The 16,423-nt window shown below is 61.5% G+C and carries 19 protein-coding genes; 6 read left to right on the top strand and 13 right to left on the bottom strand.

Annotation, left to right across the window (positions count from 1 at the left end; translation table 11 throughout):
- Positions 1 to 22: 22 nt before the first annotated feature.
- The 3 genes from I6L47_RS15295 to I6L47_RS15285 are packed head-to-tail and all read right to left on the bottom strand — an operon-like array spanning position 23 to position 2,385.
- A complete protein-coding gene (locus tag I6L47_RS15295) occupies positions 23 to 1,372 on the bottom strand; it encodes a sensor histidine kinase (protein ID WP_216947768.1) in 1,350 nt (449 codons plus the stop codon).
- Positions 1,369 to 2,025: a response regulator transcription factor gene (locus tag I6L47_RS15290; protein WP_005339826.1), complete on the bottom strand. Its 657-nt coding sequence runs from the start codon at positions 2,023 to 2,025 to the stop codon at positions 1,369 to 1,371. Before I6L47_RS15290 ends, I6L47_RS15295 begins: the two co-directional genes overlap by 4 nt.
- A 21-nt stretch (positions 2,026 to 2,046) precedes the next feature.
- Entirely contained in the window at positions 2,047 to 2,385 is a 339-nt protein-coding gene (locus I6L47_RS15285) for a PepSY domain-containing protein (protein WP_005339825.1), read from the bottom strand.
- A gap of 63 nt (positions 2,386 to 2,448) precedes the next feature.
- Here I6L47_RS15285 and I6L47_RS15280 point away from each other — a divergent pair, with 63 nt between their 5' ends.
- Positions 2,449 to 2,697, top strand: coding sequence for a PepSY domain-containing protein (locus tag I6L47_RS15280; protein WP_041202391.1), 249 nt, complete (start codon positions 2,449 to 2,451; stop codon positions 2,695 to 2,697).
- Here the strand turns inward: I6L47_RS15280 and msrQ are convergent.
- Together msrQ and msrP are read right to left on the bottom strand one after the other, a co-directional pair.
- The gene (msrQ, locus tag I6L47_RS15275; protein WP_113740344.1) at positions 2,694 to 3,320 is read right to left on the bottom strand and encodes a protein-methionine-sulfoxide reductase heme-binding subunit MsrQ; all 627 of its coding nucleotides are present in this window, start codon (positions 3,318 to 3,320) and stop codon (positions 2,694 to 2,696) included. The genes I6L47_RS15280 and msrQ overlap by 4 nt on opposite strands.
- A complete protein-coding gene (msrP, locus tag I6L47_RS15270) occupies positions 3,311 to 4,312 on the bottom strand; it encodes a protein-methionine-sulfoxide reductase catalytic subunit MsrP (protein ID WP_139733394.1) in 1,002 nt (333 codons plus the stop codon). Before msrP ends, msrQ begins: the two co-directional genes overlap by 10 nt.
- A gap of 368 nt (positions 4,313 to 4,680) precedes the next feature.
- Here msrP and I6L47_RS15265 point away from each other — a divergent pair, with 368 nt between their 5' ends.
- Positions 4,681 to 5,163 (top strand): DUF1097 domain-containing protein, encoded by a 483-nt coding sequence (locus tag I6L47_RS15265; protein WP_216947766.1) that lies wholly within the window; start codon positions 4,681 to 4,683, stop codon positions 5,161 to 5,163.
- Between the two features lies 1 nt (position 5,164).
- Here I6L47_RS15265 and I6L47_RS15260 read toward each other — a convergent pair whose 3' ends face one another.
- The 4 genes from I6L47_RS15260 to I6L47_RS15245 form a co-directional block, all read right to left on the bottom strand.
- On the bottom strand, positions 5,165 to 6,445 hold the full coding sequence (locus I6L47_RS15260) for a sigma 54-interacting transcriptional regulator (protein WP_005339807.1): 1,281 nt from the start codon (positions 6,443 to 6,445) through the stop codon (positions 5,165 to 5,167).
- Complete coding sequence (locus I6L47_RS15255) at positions 6,442 to 6,960, bottom strand: hypothetical protein (RefSeq protein WP_040070048.1); 519 nt, start codon at positions 6,958 to 6,960, stop codon at positions 6,442 to 6,444. Before I6L47_RS15255 ends, I6L47_RS15260 begins: the two co-directional genes overlap by 4 nt.
- Before the next feature lie 5 nt (positions 6,961 to 6,965).
- Positions 6,966 to 8,366 carry a HAMP domain-containing sensor histidine kinase gene (locus I6L47_RS15250; RefSeq protein WP_047440386.1) on the bottom strand — a complete coding sequence of 467 codons (1,401 nt, stop codon included), beginning with the start codon at positions 8,364 to 8,366 and terminating at the stop codon, positions 6,966 to 6,968.
- A gap of 103 nt (positions 8,367 to 8,469) precedes the next feature.
- Complete coding sequence (locus tag I6L47_RS15245; RefSeq protein WP_005339800.1) at positions 8,470 to 8,562, bottom strand: YnhF family membrane protein; 93 nt, start codon at positions 8,560 to 8,562, stop codon at positions 8,470 to 8,472.
- 124 nt (positions 8,563 to 8,686) lie between these two features.
- Between I6L47_RS15245 and I6L47_RS15240 the strand changes: the two genes are divergently transcribed.
- Positions 8,687 to 9,262 (top strand): 2-amino-4-hydroxy-6-hydroxymethyldihydropteridine diphosphokinase, encoded by a 576-nt coding sequence (locus I6L47_RS15240; protein WP_216947764.1) that lies wholly within the window; start codon positions 8,687 to 8,689, stop codon positions 9,260 to 9,262.
- Here I6L47_RS15240 and I6L47_RS15235 read toward each other — a convergent pair.
- The gene (locus I6L47_RS15235; protein WP_216947762.1) at positions 9,188 to 9,892 is read right to left on the bottom strand and encodes an SDR family oxidoreductase; all 705 of its coding nucleotides are present in this window, start codon (positions 9,890 to 9,892) and stop codon (positions 9,188 to 9,190) included. The genes I6L47_RS15240 and I6L47_RS15235 overlap by 75 nt on opposite strands.
- A 161-nt stretch (positions 9,893 to 10,053) precedes the next feature.
- On the opposite strand from I6L47_RS15235, the gene I6L47_RS15230 reads away from it, so the two are divergent.
- Entirely contained in the window at positions 10,054 to 10,458 is a 405-nt protein-coding gene (locus tag I6L47_RS15230; protein WP_005356342.1) for a CBS domain-containing protein, read from the top strand.
- On the opposite strand, the gene I6L47_RS15225 is transcribed toward I6L47_RS15230, so the two are convergent.
- Positions 10,455 to 10,991: a DUF2301 domain-containing membrane protein gene (locus I6L47_RS15225; protein WP_005357578.1), complete on the bottom strand. Its 537-nt coding sequence runs from the start codon at positions 10,989 to 10,991 to the stop codon at positions 10,455 to 10,457. The genes I6L47_RS15230 and I6L47_RS15225 overlap by 4 nt on opposite strands.
- Before the next feature lie 87 nt (positions 10,992 to 11,078).
- On the opposite strand from I6L47_RS15225, the gene I6L47_RS15220 reads away from it, so the two are divergent.
- Entirely contained in the window at positions 11,079 to 11,843 is a 765-nt protein-coding gene (locus I6L47_RS15220; protein WP_216947760.1) for an ABC transporter substrate-binding protein, read from the top strand.
- Between the two features lie 63 nt (positions 11,844 to 11,906).
- On the opposite strand, the gene asnC is transcribed toward I6L47_RS15220, so the two are convergent.
- Entirely contained in the window at positions 11,907 to 12,368 is a 462-nt protein-coding gene (gene asnC / locus I6L47_RS15215) for a transcriptional regulator AsnC (protein WP_005339783.1), read from the bottom strand.
- A gap of 154 nt (positions 12,369 to 12,522) precedes the next feature.
- Here asnC and asnA point away from each other — a divergent pair, with 154 nt between their 5' ends.
- On the top strand, positions 12,523 to 13,515 hold the full coding sequence (gene asnA / locus I6L47_RS15210) for an aspartate--ammonia ligase (protein ID WP_058056217.1): 993 nt from the start codon (positions 12,523 to 12,525) through the stop codon (positions 13,513 to 13,515).
- Positions 13,516 to 13,803: 288 nt separating this feature from the next.
- Here the strand turns inward: asnA and clpB are convergent, their stop codons facing one another.
- On the bottom strand, positions 13,804 to 16,377 hold the full coding sequence (gene clpB / locus I6L47_RS15205) for an ATP-dependent chaperone ClpB (protein WP_216947758.1): 2,574 nt from the start codon (positions 16,375 to 16,377) through the stop codon (positions 13,804 to 13,806).
- Positions 16,378 to 16,423 lie beyond the last annotated feature (46 nt).

Below are 16,423 nucleotides of genomic sequence, written 5' to 3'. Positions count from 1 at the left end.
AAACAAATGCCATATGTTATGCCTAGCTCTCGACTCTTGCCACCTTGGGCAACGAGAGGGAGGCGGCCAGACCGCCCAGTTCGGCGCGGCCCATGATGAAACTGCCCCGATAGGCTTCCGCCAGATCGGAGACGATATTGAGGCCCAGGCCCGAGCCCGGTACCTTCTCGTCGAGCCGCACCCCGCGCAGCACCGCCTTGGCGATCTGATCCTCGCTCATGCCGGGGCCGTCATCCTCGATACGCAGGGTGATCCAGCCCCCCAGCTCGGCGCTGGAGATGCGCAGCTCGCTGGCAGACCATTTGAAGGCGTTCTCCAGCAAATTGCCCGCCATCTCGTCGAAGTCCTGCTCCTCCACCCCGACCGCCAGATTGGCGGGCACTTGCAGATCCACCGTCTTGCCCGGATAGAGGCGGGAGAAGGCGCGGCAGATATACTCCACCCGCGCCCGCACCGGGGTCGAGACCCCGAGGATCTTGGCGGCGCCGGTCACCCGCGCCTTGCCGAGGTGGTAATCGATATGGCGCTGGATCTGGTCGAGCTGCTCGCCGATGGCAGCCTGATCCTCCGGCGGCAACTGGGCCACCTGATTGCGCATGATGCTGAGCGGCGTCTTGAGGGCGTGGGCCAGATTGCCGGTGTGGGATCGCGCCCGCTGAAGCAGCTCGCCGTAGTGATGCAGCAGCCGGTTGATATCCTCCACCAGCGGCTGGATCTCCAGCGGATAGCGCAGCCGGAATCCCTCCTGATGACCCTCGTGAACCCGCCCCAGTTCGCGCCGCAGCAGGTGCAGCGGCCGCAAGCCGTAGACGATCTGGAACATGAAGCCGAGCACCAGGCCGGCGGCAGCAAAGCCGAGACCGAGGAACAGGCTGATGCGGGTCTTGTTGAGGGTCTGGGTCAGGGCGCTGCTGTCCTTGGCCATCACCAGAGTGAAGACCCGATCCGAACCGGGAAGCAGCACGGTGCGGGTCATGATCAGCAGGGGCTCCTTGTTGGGCCCCTTGCCGACAAAGAGGTCGGGATCGCCAAACGCCGACTTGAGGCCATCGCTCTTCAGATTGGTATCCCACAGGGAACGGGAGCGCCCCACCACATCGCGGCCCAACTCCAGCTGCCAATAGTAGCCGGAGTAGGGTTGATTGAAACGGGGATCGGAGAGGGAGCCGGTGACCACCGGCAGGCCGGTTTTGGCCACTTCCAGCCGGGAGAGCAGATCATAGAGCTGCAGGCGCAGACCGTCGGCCTCCGCCTCCTGCCAGTAGTTGCGCATCATGGTCTGCAGGCTGAAACCGGTGGCGAACAGAAACAGCCCGCACCACACCAGCGCGATGGCGACCAGTCGCCCCCGCAGGGTTCTGACCAGCCTCATTCGTTGATCCGGTACCCGAGGCCGCGCACTGTCTCAATCAGATCGGGGTTGGTTTTCTTGCGGATCCGGCCGATGAACACCTCCACGGTATTGGAGTCGCGGTCAAAATCCTGAGCGTAGATGTGGTCGATCAGCTCGCTGCGCGACACCACCTTGCCCCGGTGCTGCATCAGGTAACCCAGCACCCGGAACTCGTGGGCAGTCAGCTTGATCGGGGTCCCTTCGTACCACACCTGCGACGCGGCCATGTCGAGCCGCACTCCGCCAATCTCCAGAATGGAGCTGGCGTTGCCTGCCGCCCGGCGCACCAGCGCATGGACCCGCGCCACCAGCTCGGCCACCTGGAACGGCTTGGTGAGGTAGTCATCGGCACCGGCGTTGAGCCCCTCGATCTTCTCGTGCAGCTGGCCACGGGCGGTCAGCACCAGCACCGGGGTATCGATCCCCTTGCTGCGCCACTCTTTCAGCACGCTCAGGCCATCGCGCCCCGGCAGGCCGAGGTCGAGAATGATGGCATCGTAAGGTTCGGTCTCGCCGAGAAAACCGGCCTCGTTGCCATCGTGGCAGAGGTCGGTGACAAAGCCGGAGAGGCGCAGCTGTTCGGCCAGCTGGCCAGCCAGAATTTTTTCGTCTTCAACAATCAGAATTCGCATGAACAGGCTTCCACACAGGGGTTATTCATCATCCTCGACCGGGGGCTTTGGCGGTTCGAACAGCCGCTCCAGATGGTGGCCCTTGGCCCACACCAGCTCAAGGTTGTCGGCCCGATAGGCTACCTTGATCACGCTGTTTTCCCGATCGATGACTCGCAGTTCATAGAGCCAGATACCATCCTCTTCCCCCAGATCCACCCGCAACACCCGCACCGGCAATCTGGCCGCCACCTCCATCATTTCATGGAAGGGCCGAACCCGTCCCTCATGGACAGCTTGCTGCAGCATGGCTTCATCAGGCGTGACCGCCTGTGCCAGCAACGGCAGCAATAACCCAAGCAGAGGGAGCGCTCTATTCATGGATGATTCATCTCCAAAAACCTAACATAATGGCGTTTATAGTCTGCCAGCCATGAATCCGGAATGAATATGATCCCACGCAGTTTCCTGCTGATCCTTTGCCTGTTGAGTGCCACAAGCTGGGCGGCCCAGAGCCGTCTCGACATGGCCGGGCTGGTCAAACTCCTGCTGGCGCAAGGGTATCACGACATTCGGGAAGTGGAGCTGGAAGGGGACAAATTCGAGGTCAAAACCCTCAATCGCCAGGATCAGAAGGTGCATCTCATCGTCGATGCCTACACCGGCGAGATCAAACAACGAGAGGCCGATTAGGCCTCTTTTGCATTCCAGCGCCCCCGCATGGGGCGCAGCAGTTTCTCCCGTCTCGGCCAGAGCAGGGCGCAGGCCAGCAGCAGGTAGATGAGGGGCTCCCCCCAACCGCTCTTGAGCGACCACCAGTAATGCACCGGCACCAGCAGGGCGATGGCATAGACCCAGTTGTGCAGCTTCTGCCATGCGGCGCCCATGCGTCGCTGCAATGCGGGCAGCGAGGTGATGCTGAGGGCGGCCAGCAGCAACAGGGCCACCATCCCCACCACGATATAACTGCGCTTGACCAGCTCGCCGCCAATCAGCCCCCAGTCAAACTGCAGATCCAGCCCCAGCCACGCCATGAAGTGGAGCAGCGCCCAGGCAAAACACCAGAGCCCGAGGGGGCGGCGCAGCTTGATAAGCTGCCCCTGCCGCCAGCGCTTGGCCAGCGGCGACACCAGCAGGGTGATCAGCAGCAGGTTGAGCGCCCCCTTGCCGAGGTAGTGGATAAGCTCTGGCACCGGATCCCCCCCCAGCAGACCTGCCGGAATGGCAAAAACCAGCCAAAGCAGGAAGCCGAGGGAGCCCAGATGCACCAGCGCCCGCAAACCGCTGATATGGGCTGGTTTCAATCTCAGTACCATTGGCGCAGATCCATCCCCTGATAGAGCGAGGCGACTTCGTCACCATAGCCGTTGAACATCAGGGTCGGCTGACGCTTGGCGCCAAACACTCCGCCCTCACCGATGAAACGCTCGCTTGCCTGACTCCAGCGCGGATGATCCACCTGCGGATTGACGTTGGCGTAGAAGCCATATTCGTTGGGAGCCAGCAGGTTCCAGGTGGTCGGCGGCATCTCCTCTACCAGCCGGATCGAGACGATACTCTTGATGCTCTTGAAACCGTACTTCCACGGCACTACCAAGCGGATCGGCGCGCCATTCTGGGCGGGCAGGGTCTTGCCATAGAGCCCCATCGCAAGGAAAGAGAGAGGGTGCATCGCCTCGTCGATACGCAACCCCTCCACATAGGGATACTCGATGCCGCCCCCCAGACTGGAAGCCTGACCCGGCAGCTGTTTCGGATCAAACAGGGTCTCGAAGGCGACAAACTTGGCACGACTGGTGGGCTCGGCCCGGCGGATGATCTCTGCCAGCGAGATGCCGTTCCAGGGCAGTACCATGGACCAGGCTTCAACGCAGCGCAGCCGGTAGATCCGCTCCTCCAGCTCGCTCTTGTTGATGAGGTCCCACACATCGAGGGTAAAAGGCTTGGCCACCTCCCCCTCCACCTTGAGGGTCCAGGGTTCGGGCTTGAGGTAATGGCCGTTGCGAGCCGGGTCGGACTTGTCGGTGCCCAGCTCATAGAAGTTGTTGTAACTGGTGGCCTTCTCTTCCGGTGTCAGCACCAGATTGGCCGGGCGATCGGCAGGCTTGCTGTTGAGCGGTTTGGTGGCTAACTGGGGAGCATCCTCTTTGCCGCGCAGCAGGTCGAGCACTCCGGCCTGAGTGGGAAACGCCAGGGTGGCCGCGCCCAGACCCAGCCCCTTGAGAATAAGGCGGCGGTCCTGATAGACGGCTTCCGGGGTGACATCCTGTTCGGTGAGAGGGTGGGCGGTACGACGCTTGATCAACATGAAAAACTCCCGGGGCTGAGTGAGGCAGTATGGATAAGACCCGCCCCGGCAGATTTTTATTTCACACAGATTTACATCATGTGGTGCAGGGGCAGTGCCTTGGCCATGGTGCCGACCAGAAACAGGACTACGAACACCAGCAGGGGAACGATCACATTTGGCGCCATCAGACTCACTCCATGAGCAGGACAGGGCCTCTAACTATGGCCGACTGTCAGGCCGGTCACCAATGAATTTTTTTCGCGAGCGCAAGCGTATTCCTGAGTTGAAAAGGGTGATGAAGATCACACACAATTCGGCCCCCGCTTGCCGCCCCGATTGCCGGGGGTAGGCTGCCCATTTTGCGAAGCCAACTGAAGAGTCGCCCCATGAGCCCACTGATCGCCATCGCCATCACCACTGGAATTCTATCCGCCGTCTGGGGCTGGACTGCCGTCGCGTTCGGCCTTATCTCCTGGGTCGGCTTTCTCGGCTGCACCAGCTATTTCGCGTCAAGCGGTGGCTACAAGGCGCTGTTGCAGACCATCTTCTGCAACACCAGCGGCATGCTGTGGGCACTGCTGCTGATCCATGGCGACAGTCTGTGGGGAGCGGGTGTGGCGGGTTATGTGATGACGGGGGTGGTCGCAACCCTGATGTGCGTACAGGCCAAGCAGCAGTGGCTCGGCTACATTCCCGGCACCTTTGCCGGTTGCTGTGCCACCTTCGGGGCGGCTGGCGAATGGCGGCTGATCCTGCCCTCTCTCATCATTGGCGCCTTGTTCGGTTACCTGATGAAGGCGAGCGGCCTCTGGCTCTCCCATAAAACTCAAAAAGCCGATGCCGCTCCGGCGGTGGTTGATCCCGCCTGATTTATCCCTTCGATTTGAAGTTTGCTGCTTCAATACCGTGCCGATTCAATAACTTGTAGAAATCGGTACGGTTTCTGCCCGCCATGTTGGCCGCCAGGGTCACATTGCCCTCGGTGGTGCGCAGCAAACGGATCAGATACTCCTTCTCGAATTCGGCCCGCGCCTCGTTGAACGAGGGGATGCCACCACCGCCGCCACTCAGGGCGGACTCCACCATGGAGACCCCGATCACCGGGCTGCAACAGAGGCTGGCGAGCTGCTCCACCACATTGCAGAGCTGGCGCACGTTGCCGGGCCAGGCAGCGGCCGCCAGCATCGCCAGCGACTCGGGCGAAAAACCCATGGCGGCGCAGTCGCTGTGGCGGCTGCGGTAGTCATCGAGCGCCTGACGGGCCAGCAGGGGGATATCCTCGCTGCGGGCACTGAGAGACGGCAAGGTGATATTGGCGACGTTGAGACGGTAGAAGAGATCTTCCCGAAAGCGCCCCTCCTCCATCGCCTTGACCAGATCCTGATGGCTGGAGCTGAGCACCCGCACCTCCGGCGTGCCCTGACCATACTCCTCCATCACCTGCAGCAGCTTGGCCTGCAGGGATTCGGAGAGGCTGCCAATCTCGTCGAGAAACAGGGTCGCCCCCTTGGCCTGCTCGAACAGACCGGACTGGCCATCTTCACCAAACAGCTGCAAGTCGAGTGACGCCCACGGAATGGCGGCGCAGTTGATGGTATGAAGCGGCTTGTCGCGCCGCTGGCTGGCCTGATGCAGCGCCTGCGCCATCGCCCCCTTGCCGGAGCCTGACGGCCCCATGATCAGCACCGGCACCTCCATGGTGGCAATGCTATGGGCCTGGATCAGCAGCTGTTCCAGCTGGGGATTGCGGGTCAGGATCAGCGACTGCCACTCCTGCTGCTGTTTCGGCCGCGTCAGACTCAGCGCATGTTCGATGGTTGCGAACAGCTCATCCTTGTTGATGGGTTTGGTCAGAAAGCTGAAGACCCCGGAGCGGGTCGCCTGAATGGCGTCCGGGATGGTGCCGTGGGCGGTCATGATGATCACCGGCAAACCCAGCCACTGGGCCTGGATCCGCTCGAACAGCGCCAGACCGTCCATGCCGGCCATCCGCAGATCGCTCAGCACCAGATCGGCCCGTTGCTGACGCAACCGGTCGAGAGCCCCTTCCGCACTGTCGGCGGTATCCACTTCATAACCCTGACTGCGCAGCCGCATGCTCATCAGTTTGAGCAGGCTGACGTCGTCATCCACCAACAGGATCCGGCTCATGGTATTACCTCACGATTCTCGTTCAGCTTGCGCTGGTTGAGCTGGTCGTCGATAGCGGTCAGCTGCTCGATCTGGCGGCGCAGCCGCTGGATCTCCTGACTCTGGTCATCGCGACGGCTGTCGCGAGCCAGCAGCTGCTCGCCGAGGGCGATCCAGCTACGTAAAAAGGCCTGCGCATCGAGACCCAGTTCGGGCAGCATCTGCTTCAGGCGCGCCAGACCGGCGGTGCGATTGGCCACAGATTCGGCGGGGTGGGAGTCCACCATGGCCAGACTGACCCGGCTCTCCAGATCGTCGGCCCCTTTCAGACGCTGACGCTCCTGCACCCGTTGCTGGGGGTGACTGGCCAGCAGCCAGTCGGAGTATTGCAGACGCACCTGCATCTCCTTGTTGGCAAACTCCATCCGCTTGGCAAAAGCGATATCGGAGGACTCCCGCTGTGCCTGTTGCGGCAGCAAGGAGCAACCCGCGAGCAGCCCTGCCATCAGAGCTGGAAATACGCGTTGTATCTTCATAGTCCTCATTTCAACGTCAACCTGAAACAGACATCAGCCTGTTCATCCTCTACCAGAACCAGTTCCCCCCCCAGGCTGTTGGCAGACTCGCGGGCGATGGAGAGGCCCATGCCCGAGCCTTTCAAGAGACCTTGCCGCACAGTGCTGCCCTGCTCGAAGGGTTCAAAAATGCGTTGCTGATCGGCCACGGGGATCTTGGGCCCCTCGTTGGCCACTTCCAGCCAGCTTATCTGTTCATCCTGCCCTGCCCTGATCCAGATATTGCCCCCGCTGGCGCCGTAACTGACGGCGTTGGAGAAGAGGTTATCGAGGATCAGTCGTAGCCGGTAGGGCTCCGCCCACAGGGTAACCGGCACGGTCGGCAAGTGTACACGGATCTGCTTGGACTCCAATGCAAGCCGGTACTCGGCAGAAAGTTCCGACAACATCGGCAGCAGGGGGACGGGCTCCAGTTCGAAGGCCTCCTGCTGACTGAGCCGGTTGAAGTCGAGCAGCCGCTCGATCAGGGTCTGCAGGCGCCGACTGTTCTCGTCGAGCATCTGGCAGATCTCCAGCTGATCCGGCGTCAAAGGCCCGACCAGCTGCTCGCAGAGCAGATCCGTCCCCTCCCGCAGCACCGCCAGCGGGGTCTTCAGTTCATGGGATACATGGCGCAGGAACTGGTATTTCTGCAACTCCAGCTCCTTGAGTTTGTCGTGCAGCCAGACGATCCGCTCCCCCAGTAATACCAGCTCGGCAGGGCCGTCAACCGGCTTGGGATCGGGTTCGACCCCGGCACCCAGACTCAAGATGCGCGACTCAATCTGTCGTACCGGGTGGATGATGAGGTAGGTGAAGATAAAGACCATCAGCAGGCTGAGCGCCGCCACAGCTCCGCTCACCCACCAGAGCTCGCTGGTCAGTCCGGCGATGGTGAGCTGCACCCGATCCATGTGTTCGTCAACCCGGCTGCGGGTGACTATTTCGAGCTGCTTGTTGGCATCGTTGAACTGCTCCAGCTTGTCCCCCGCTACCGCCGCCCGGGCCAACGCGGCATCCTGCAGGCTGTCGAGCCAGGCCAGCCCCTGATCGAGCCCGCTGTAGAGCTGGCCGTCGGTGATGGAGTTGCGGTGTTCCGCCAGCAACACCCGATAACCATCGAGTTGCTGCTGGTAGCTGGTGAGACTGCGGCGATCCCCCAGCACCGCGAAGCGGCGCAAGGTGCGTTCGATATCGATGGCTTGCGCCGTCAGCAGGGTGGCGCGGCGGGTATCCTTGACCGCCCGTTCCATCTCGTCGCTGGTGAGCTGACTGAGGTGGGCAAGAGAGGTGCTGTTGTGCCAGATCATGCCGCCCAGCGGCATCAATACCAGCACAAACCCCATCAATACCACCTGCAGCAGGGAGCGTGGGCGAACCTTGGTCATCATCTCTTCTCTTGCATTCTCACCGGTGCGCCAGCATAGCCGCACCGCCCCAAAAAACAAAACCGGCCAACAGGCCGGTTTGTATTATCTGGATTGTGGTGATTCACGCCAACGCGACAGAGGCCAGACAGATAATCATGATCATCGCCAGCGCGCCCGAGGCGGTCAACAGCGCCCATTTCAGCTCCACACTCATGCAAACCTCCTTTCTGCCAATCAGTGCCGGATCACAATAGATAAGACAATGTTAAGCCATAGTTAATCCGATAACCGTGAGCTGCGTATACATTTCAGATGAGCCCAACCCCGGGAAGGTGAGCATGTTCTATCTGTGTAGCATTGGTTCCAATCTTGACCCGCACATCCATGTCAGCCGGGTGCTGGCCGAGCTGCTTGCGAACGTCGGCCCCCTGCGGCTGAGTTCGGTGATCCGCACCAAGCCGGTGGGAATGCGCTCCAGCCACGACTTTCTCAACTGCCTGCTGGTGGTGGAGAGCCCGCTCGATGCCGCCCGCCTCAAGCAGCACTTTGTCGCCCTCGAGGTAGCTCACGGCCGGGATCGCAGCGATCCGCTCTGCAAGGTGCACGACCGGCCGCTCGACATCGATATTCTGGCCAGCAACAGGAGCGGTGACTTTGCCTCGGCAGAGGTCGATTCCTATCTGGCGGAGCTGCTGGCCGAGCTCTATGGCCATGGCGAGGTGCATGACCCCAAGGTGGCGCTGCAAGTGACGCTCCCCGCCCCGTCGGGCAAGCTCAAACCCGGCAAGGGCTTGCTGACCCGGCAGGTCGGGCTGGGGCCGCAGATGCTCGGCAACCCCTCAGAGGGTGGCCAGCGCGCGCCCGCCATCCACCTTGATGCTGGCCCCCGTCATATAACTGTTCCCCATCAGTAACTGCACCGCCTGCCAGATGGGCTCAAGCCCTCCCTCCCGCGCCAGCGGTGTATTCGCCAACACCTGCTGGCGCCATGCCTCGTCATGCTCGTCGAGAAACAGGATCGGCCCCGGCTCTATGGTGTTGACTCGCACCGCAGGCGCCAGCTCCCGGGCAAAGCTCATGGCCAGCGAATGGGCCCCTGCCTTGGTCGCCACATAGCTGGCAAAACGGGGGGCCGGGGCATGGATATAGATATCGGTGATATGAATGATGCTGGCGTTGGGATTGCTGGCAAGCTGGGGGGCCAGCGCCCGATTTAGCTGGAAGGGGGCCGCCATGTGTACCCGGTAGAACAGTTCGAACTGGGCCAGTTGCGCCGCCGGATCAGTTGCCTGCGGCTCGAAGGCCGAGGCGTTGTGGATCACCAGCGTCAGATCCTGATGGGTCGCCAGCACATCGATCAGCTTGCCAACGTCCTCTTCCCGACCAAAATCCGCCTGCACCAGCTCGACCCCCAGTGCCGCCAGCGTGGCCAGCTCCGGCCGCTCGCTGCGATAGCTGCCCGTCACCAGCCAACCCGCCGCCACCAGCTGTTCACAGAGATAAAATCCGAGTCGACGGCCGCAGCCCGTAACCAATGCACGCATACGATCTCCTTTCCCTTTCATGGTCTTGCATGAACGAAGCCCGCCTGCCAGCGGATCACCGCCGATGGCTTGTGCCTATCAATCCCTGCGGCACAAGCCATTGGTCACGGGCCACTCGCCCGCGTCATAGTGGCGACATCCCCTCTTGCGGAGTCACCACCATGCTGAAAGTACACCACCACATGGGTCGCCTGACCCACTCCCTCACTGCTGGACTCGGCCTGGCAGAAGCGCTGGATCGCCTGCATCAATCGGGTCTTGGCGGCCTGCCGGTGCTGGATGAGCAGAAACGGCTGATCGGCTTTCTTTCCGAACAAGATTGCATCCCCAGCCTGCTCACCGGCAGCTACCACTGCGATACCCGCACCCGGGTGGAGGATCTGATGAACCGTTCGCCCCTCTCGGTCGGGCCGGATGAGAGCATTCTGGATCTGGCTCGCCAGATGGCCGATGCCAAGCCCAAGATCTACCCGGTGCTGCAACAGGGCAAGGTGATCGGCATCATCAGCCGCCGTCAGGTGATGCAGGCCCTCAACCAGCAGATGAAGGTGTGCCAGCAGACCTAGATCTGGTAACGCCCCTTGTCACCGATATCGAAGTGCAGGGGCATCCGCCACTTGGCCAGCGCCAGCAAGGTCAACAGGGCGCCGCAGACCAGCGCCACCAGTGCGGCGGCCCACTCCACCCGCAACCACTCCAGCAGCCATAATGCCGGCAGCAATACGGGCACCAGCTTGATGCCGGGAATAGCGAAGCAAAACTGCTCCTTGAACGCCAGCCCGGAGAGGGTCGCCAAGGCCGCGCCCAGCACCAGCGCATCTGGTGCCCCCACCGCTGCCAGGGCCAGTGCACCCCAACCAAAACCCTGAAGAATCAGGCGAATCCGCTTGTCGTAGATATGCAGCGAGAAGCCGCAGATTGCGCTTGCCACTGCCAGCGACATCAACCATTGTGCCGACGGGAGCAATGCCATCCCGCTCAGCAGCGCCGCACCGCGGCAAAGCAGCAACAAGGCTGCCGCACTCAAGCCAAGGCGGTAGAGCGAGACGGTCAACTTGTCGATCCCGTCCAGCGGGCTCTCGATTTCAGGATTTGCCATAAACAGTCGCTTCTAACGGATCAGGTGCCATCCAATATACTGGAATCAGGTCTTGGAATATCTTCAAACGGGCTCAGGAGACGTAGTTTGCGTGTGATCCCCCTGTTTTGGTTGCTGTTTCCACTCGGATTGCCCGCCAAAGAGCTGGTGATCTGCGGCACCATGGAGCCCCCGCTCAAGTATCTCGATGCCGATCAGAAACCCCGCGGGCTCGATATAGACATCGTCACCGCCATCTTCGACAAGCTGGAGACGCCCTTTCGGATCGAGCTGGCCGACTCCGGTGCCCGCCTCACCCGCAACGCCGAAACAGGCGCCTGCGATCTGGTGATGACCCACTCCTACAAGGCAGAGCGGGAGAGTTATCTCATCTATCCCCAACAGGCTCATCTTCGCCACAGCTGGCACTTCTTCGTGCGCAAGGCGGACCTGACGAAGATCCGCTACGAAACGCTGGCCGATCTCAAACCCTGGCGCATCGGCGTGACCAAGGATTTCTCCTATACCCCTGAACTGGCAGCGGCCATGGCCGACCCGGCCTATCAGTTTCAGGAGATCACCATGAACCAGCTGCAACTGCGCAAACTGCTGGCCGGACGGATCGATGCCGTGCCCATGCCGCTGGTCACCGCCTTCACCCAAATCAAGGAGGAGGGGCTGACGGGAAAGATCGATTACCTGCCCAAACCGCTCAAGAGCAGCCCCTACTTCAACACCTGGGCCCGCGCACGAGCGGATGCACAGACCCCCGCCCTGATGGCGGCCTACGATGCCGAACTGCTGCGCATGAAGCGCAACGGCAGCCTCAAGGCCCTCTACGACAAGTACGCCATCCCCTATATCGAACCCTGATCAGGGGGTCAGGGTTTCGCACGGGAGATGGATCTCTACACCCTACCCCTTATACAACCCACCTCAAGGCTTCACGTCCCGCAGGATCGGATTCTGCAACGAGATCAGGGTTTCAGTGGACTGGATCTCGTCGATGGTCTGGATCTTGTTGATCAGCACTATTTGCAGCTCGTCGATGGAGCGGGTCATCACCTTCATGAAGATGCTGTAGTGGCCGGTGGTGTAGTAAGCCTCCACCACCTCGTCCAGCGCCTGCAGCTTGGCCAGCGCCGAGGGGTAATCCTTGGCACTCTTCAGATTGATCCCGATAAAGCAGCAGACGTCGTAACCCAGCTTCTTGGGGTTAACCTGCACCCGCGTCCCCTCGATGATCCCCGCCTGTTTCATCTTCTCCACCCGCACATGGATGGTGCCCGGGCTGACCGCCAGTTGTTTCGCAAGTTCGGCGTAAGGGATCCGCGCATTCTCCATCAGAGCGGTGAGGATGGCCTGATCGAGATTATCGATCCGGTAATTTTCCGGCATTTTTTTGCCCTCCCGTTAGCGATACATCATTAAAAACACCCTTATTTTGAAGAAAAAAATACACAAAGCCTATTTCTATTATCGAATATTGAATTTAGTTAGCAATCCGTTGAAGAATCACCACATCCAACGGGGTTTGAAACAGGAATTCAGCATGAAACAGCACTACATTCGCAGCCAACAGCAGATCAGCTTCGTCAAAGAGATGTTCTCCCGCCAACTCGCCCAGCAACTGGGTCTGATGGAGGTACAAGCCCCCATCCTGAGCCGGGTCGGTGATGGCACTCAGGACAACCTCTCTGGCCACGAGAATGCAGTGCAGGTCAAGGTGAAGACCCTGCCGGAGCACAGCTACGAAGTGGTGCACTCACTGGCCAAATGGAAGCGCCAGACTCTCGGTCGCTTCGGCTTCGGCCCGGGTGAAGGGATCTACACCCACATGAAGGCGTTGCGTCCGGATGAAGACAAGCTCACCCCCATCCACTCCGTCTACGTGGATCAGTGGGACTGGGAGAAGGTGATGCCGAGCGAGCGCCGCGATCTGGCCTATCTGCAGGAAACCGTGCGCGGCATCTGGGCCGCCATCAAGGCCACCGAGCGCGCAGTCTGCGCCGAACATGAGCTGACCCCCTTCCTGCCAGCCGAGATCCAGTTCCTGCACAGCGAAGAGCTGCTGGCCCGTTACCCGGACCTCGATGCCAAGGGGCGCGAGCGTGCCATCGCCAAAGAGCTGGGGGCCGTGTTCCTGATCGGCATCGGCGGTGCCCTCTCCCACGGTGAGCGTCACGATGTGCGCGCCCCGGACTATGACGACTGGAGCAGCCACAACGAGCTGGGTCTGGCAGGTCTGAACGGTGACATTCTGGTGTGGAACCCTGTGCTGCAAGACAGCTTCGAGATCTCCTCCATGGGGATCCGGGTCGATGCCGAGGCGCTGCGCCGCCAGCTGGCCATCACAGGCGACGAGGATCGCCTGCAGTACGACTGGCATCAGGACCTGCTGGCCGCACGGATGCCGCAGACCATCGGCGGCGGCATCGGCCAATCCCGTCTGGCCATGTTGCTGCTGCAAAAAGAGCACATCGGTCAGGTGCAGGTCGGCGTCTGGCCAGCCGAGATGAAAGCTGCCGTGCAAGGCATGCTGTAACGAATGAAGGCCATGCCGGCGCCATCGCAGCTGGCATGGCAACAGGCAGGTGGCCGTCGGGGTTGAGCGAGCGCATCCTCGGCAGGCTGTAAGAAGCGAGGCCAGCAGTGGCCGCGCTTCGCAATCGGGGGCTTGCCCCTGCGACCCGCTCAACCCACGTCAGGTCGCGTCACTACATTCCTCCCGGCAATCTTCGGATTGCCGTTTTTTTTTGCGCCCGAGTCCCTGCCACCAGATATGACAACGCCAGCCCGAGGGCTGGCGTTGCAAACATCGATACGAGACTGGTTACTGGGTCATGGTCAGGCCGTTGCTGTCGGCCCCCAGCAGCAGTTTTTTGCCCGGCATGATGCGGCCGGAGAGCAGCGCCTGCGCCAGCGGGTTCTCCACCTTCTGCTGGATCGCCCGCTTGAGGGGACGCGCCCCATAGACGGGGTCGAACCCGGCATGCACCAGCTTCTCGAGCAGCGCTTCGCTCACCTCCACCTCGTAGCCCTGAGCCTCCAGTCGCCCCATCAGGCTCTTGAGCTGGATGCGGGCGATGGACTTGATGTGATCCTCGCCGAGGGGATGGAACACCACCGTCTCGTCGATCCGGTTGATAAACTCCGGCCGGAAACTGCGGGTCAGCACATCCATCAGCATGGCCTTCATCTCGTCGTAATCCTTCTCGGAGTGGTGCTCCTGAATCAGATCCGACCCGAGGTTGGAGGTCATGATCACCACCGAGTTGCGGAAATCGACGGTCCGACCCTGACCATCGGTCAGGCGGCCATCATCAAGCACCTGCAACAGGATGTTGAACACATCGGGATGCGCCTTCTCCACCTCGTCCAGCAGGATCACCGAGTAGGGACGACGGCGCACCGCCTCGGTCAGATAACCACCCTCTTCATAACCCACGTATCCGGGAGGCGCCCCCACCAGACGGGCCACGCTGTGTTTCTCCATGAACTCGGACATATCGATCCGCACCATGGCATCCTGGGTATCGAACAGGAACTCGGCCAGCGCCTTGCACAGCTCGGTCTTGCCCACCCCGGTGGGCCCCAGGAACAGGAAGGAGCCGATGGGGCGGTTAGGGTCGGAGAGACCGGCACGGGAGCGACGAATGGCGTTGGAGACCGCATCAACCGCCTCTTCCTGACCAATCACCCGGCTGTGCAGCTGCTCTTCCATCCGCAGCAGCTTGTCGCGTTCCCCTTCCAGCATGCGGGCGACCGGAATACCGGTCCAGCGGGCCAGCACGTCTGCAATCTCCACGTCGGTGACCCGGTTGCGCAGCAGACTGGTCTCCTGCATCTCGGCTTGAGTGGCGAGATCCAGCTGTTTCTCCAGCTCCGGAATGCGGCCGTACTGCAGCTCGGACATCCGGCCCAGGTCACCTGCGCGGCGCGCCACATCGAGATCCTGACGGGCCTGCTCCAGGGCCGCCTTGATATGCTGGGTGCCGGCAAGGGCGGCTTTCTCGGCCTTCCACACTTCGTCCAGCTCGTTGTATTCCCGATCTTTTTCGCCAATCTCCTGATTGATCAGCTCCAGACGCTTGCGGCTGGCGTCATCGTCCTCCTTCATCAGCGCCTGCTGCTCCAGCTTGAGCTGGATGATGCGCCGCTCGAGGCGATCGAGCGCCTCCGGCTTGGAGTCGATCTGCAACCGGATGCTGGCCGCCGCCTCGTCGATGAGATCGATGGCCTTGTCCGGCAGCTGGCGATCCGCAATGTAGCGGTGGGACAGCTGGGCCGCCGCCACGATGGCAGGATCGGTGATCTGCACATGGTGGTGCAGCTCGTAACGCTCTTTCAGGCCGCGCAGAATGGCGATGGTGTCCTCCACGCTCGGCTCTTCCACCAGCACCTTCTGGAAACGGCGCTCCAGCGCGGCATCTTTCTCGATGTACTGACGGTACTCATCCAGGGTGGTGGCGCCGACGCAGTGCAGGTCGCCACGGGCCAGCGCAGGTTTCAGCATGTTGCCCGCGTCCATGGCCCCTTCGCCCTTGCCGGCGCCGACCATGGTGTGCAACTCGTCGATAAAGAGGATGACATTGCCCTCCTCCTTGGCGAGATCGGTCAGTACAGCCTTGAGCCGCTCTTCAAACTCGCCGCGATACTTGGCACCGGCCACCAGCGCCCCCATGTCCAGCGACAGCACCCGCTTGTTCTTGAGCCCCTCCGGCACTTCGCCGTTGATGATGCGCTGGGCCAGCCCCTCGACGATGGCGGTTTTACCGACACCGGGAGCACCGATCAGCACAGGGTTGTTCTTGGTACGGCGTTGCAGCACCTGAATGGTACGGCGGATCTCGTCATCGCGGCCGATCACCGGGTCGAGCTTGCCGATTTCGGCCCGCTCGGTCAGATCGATGGTGTACTTCTCCAGCGCCTGACGGTTCTCCTCGGCGTTGGCATCCTCCACCTTCTTGCCGCCACGCACCTTGTCGATGGCCGCTTCGAGTTTCTCCTTGGTCAGCCCCTGGGCGCGCAGCAGCTCACCCAGCGTTCCCTTGTCGTCGAGGGCAGCCAGCACGAACAGTTCGGAGGAGATGAACTGATCCTTGCGCTGCTGGGCCAGTTTGTCGCAGACGTTGAGCAGGCGGCCGAGGCCGTTGGAGAGCTGCACGTCCCCTTCCACACCGCTCACGCGCGGCAGGCGATCCAGCTCCTCACCGAGACGGGAGCGCAGGGCGTTGATATCCATCCCGGTCAGGGTGAGCAACGGACGGATAGAGCCGCCATCCTGATTGACCAACGCGGTCATCAGGTGAACGGGTTCGATGAATTGGTGGTCACGACCCAGCGCAAGAGACTGGGCATCGGAAATAGCAATCTGGAATTTGCTGGTAAGGCGATCGAGGCGCATTGCACTCCCCCTTCAAACAGGCAGACGCCGCTTGCGCGGCAAACAA

The organism is Aeromonas sp. FDAARGOS 1417 (genome assembly GCF_019046985.1).
GTDB classification, from domain to species: domain Bacteria; phylum Pseudomonadota; class Gammaproteobacteria; order Enterobacterales; family Aeromonadaceae; genus Aeromonas; species Aeromonas veronii.
Note: the sequence above shows the minus strand (reverse complement) of the source record. Positions and strands in the feature narration are given on the sequence as shown.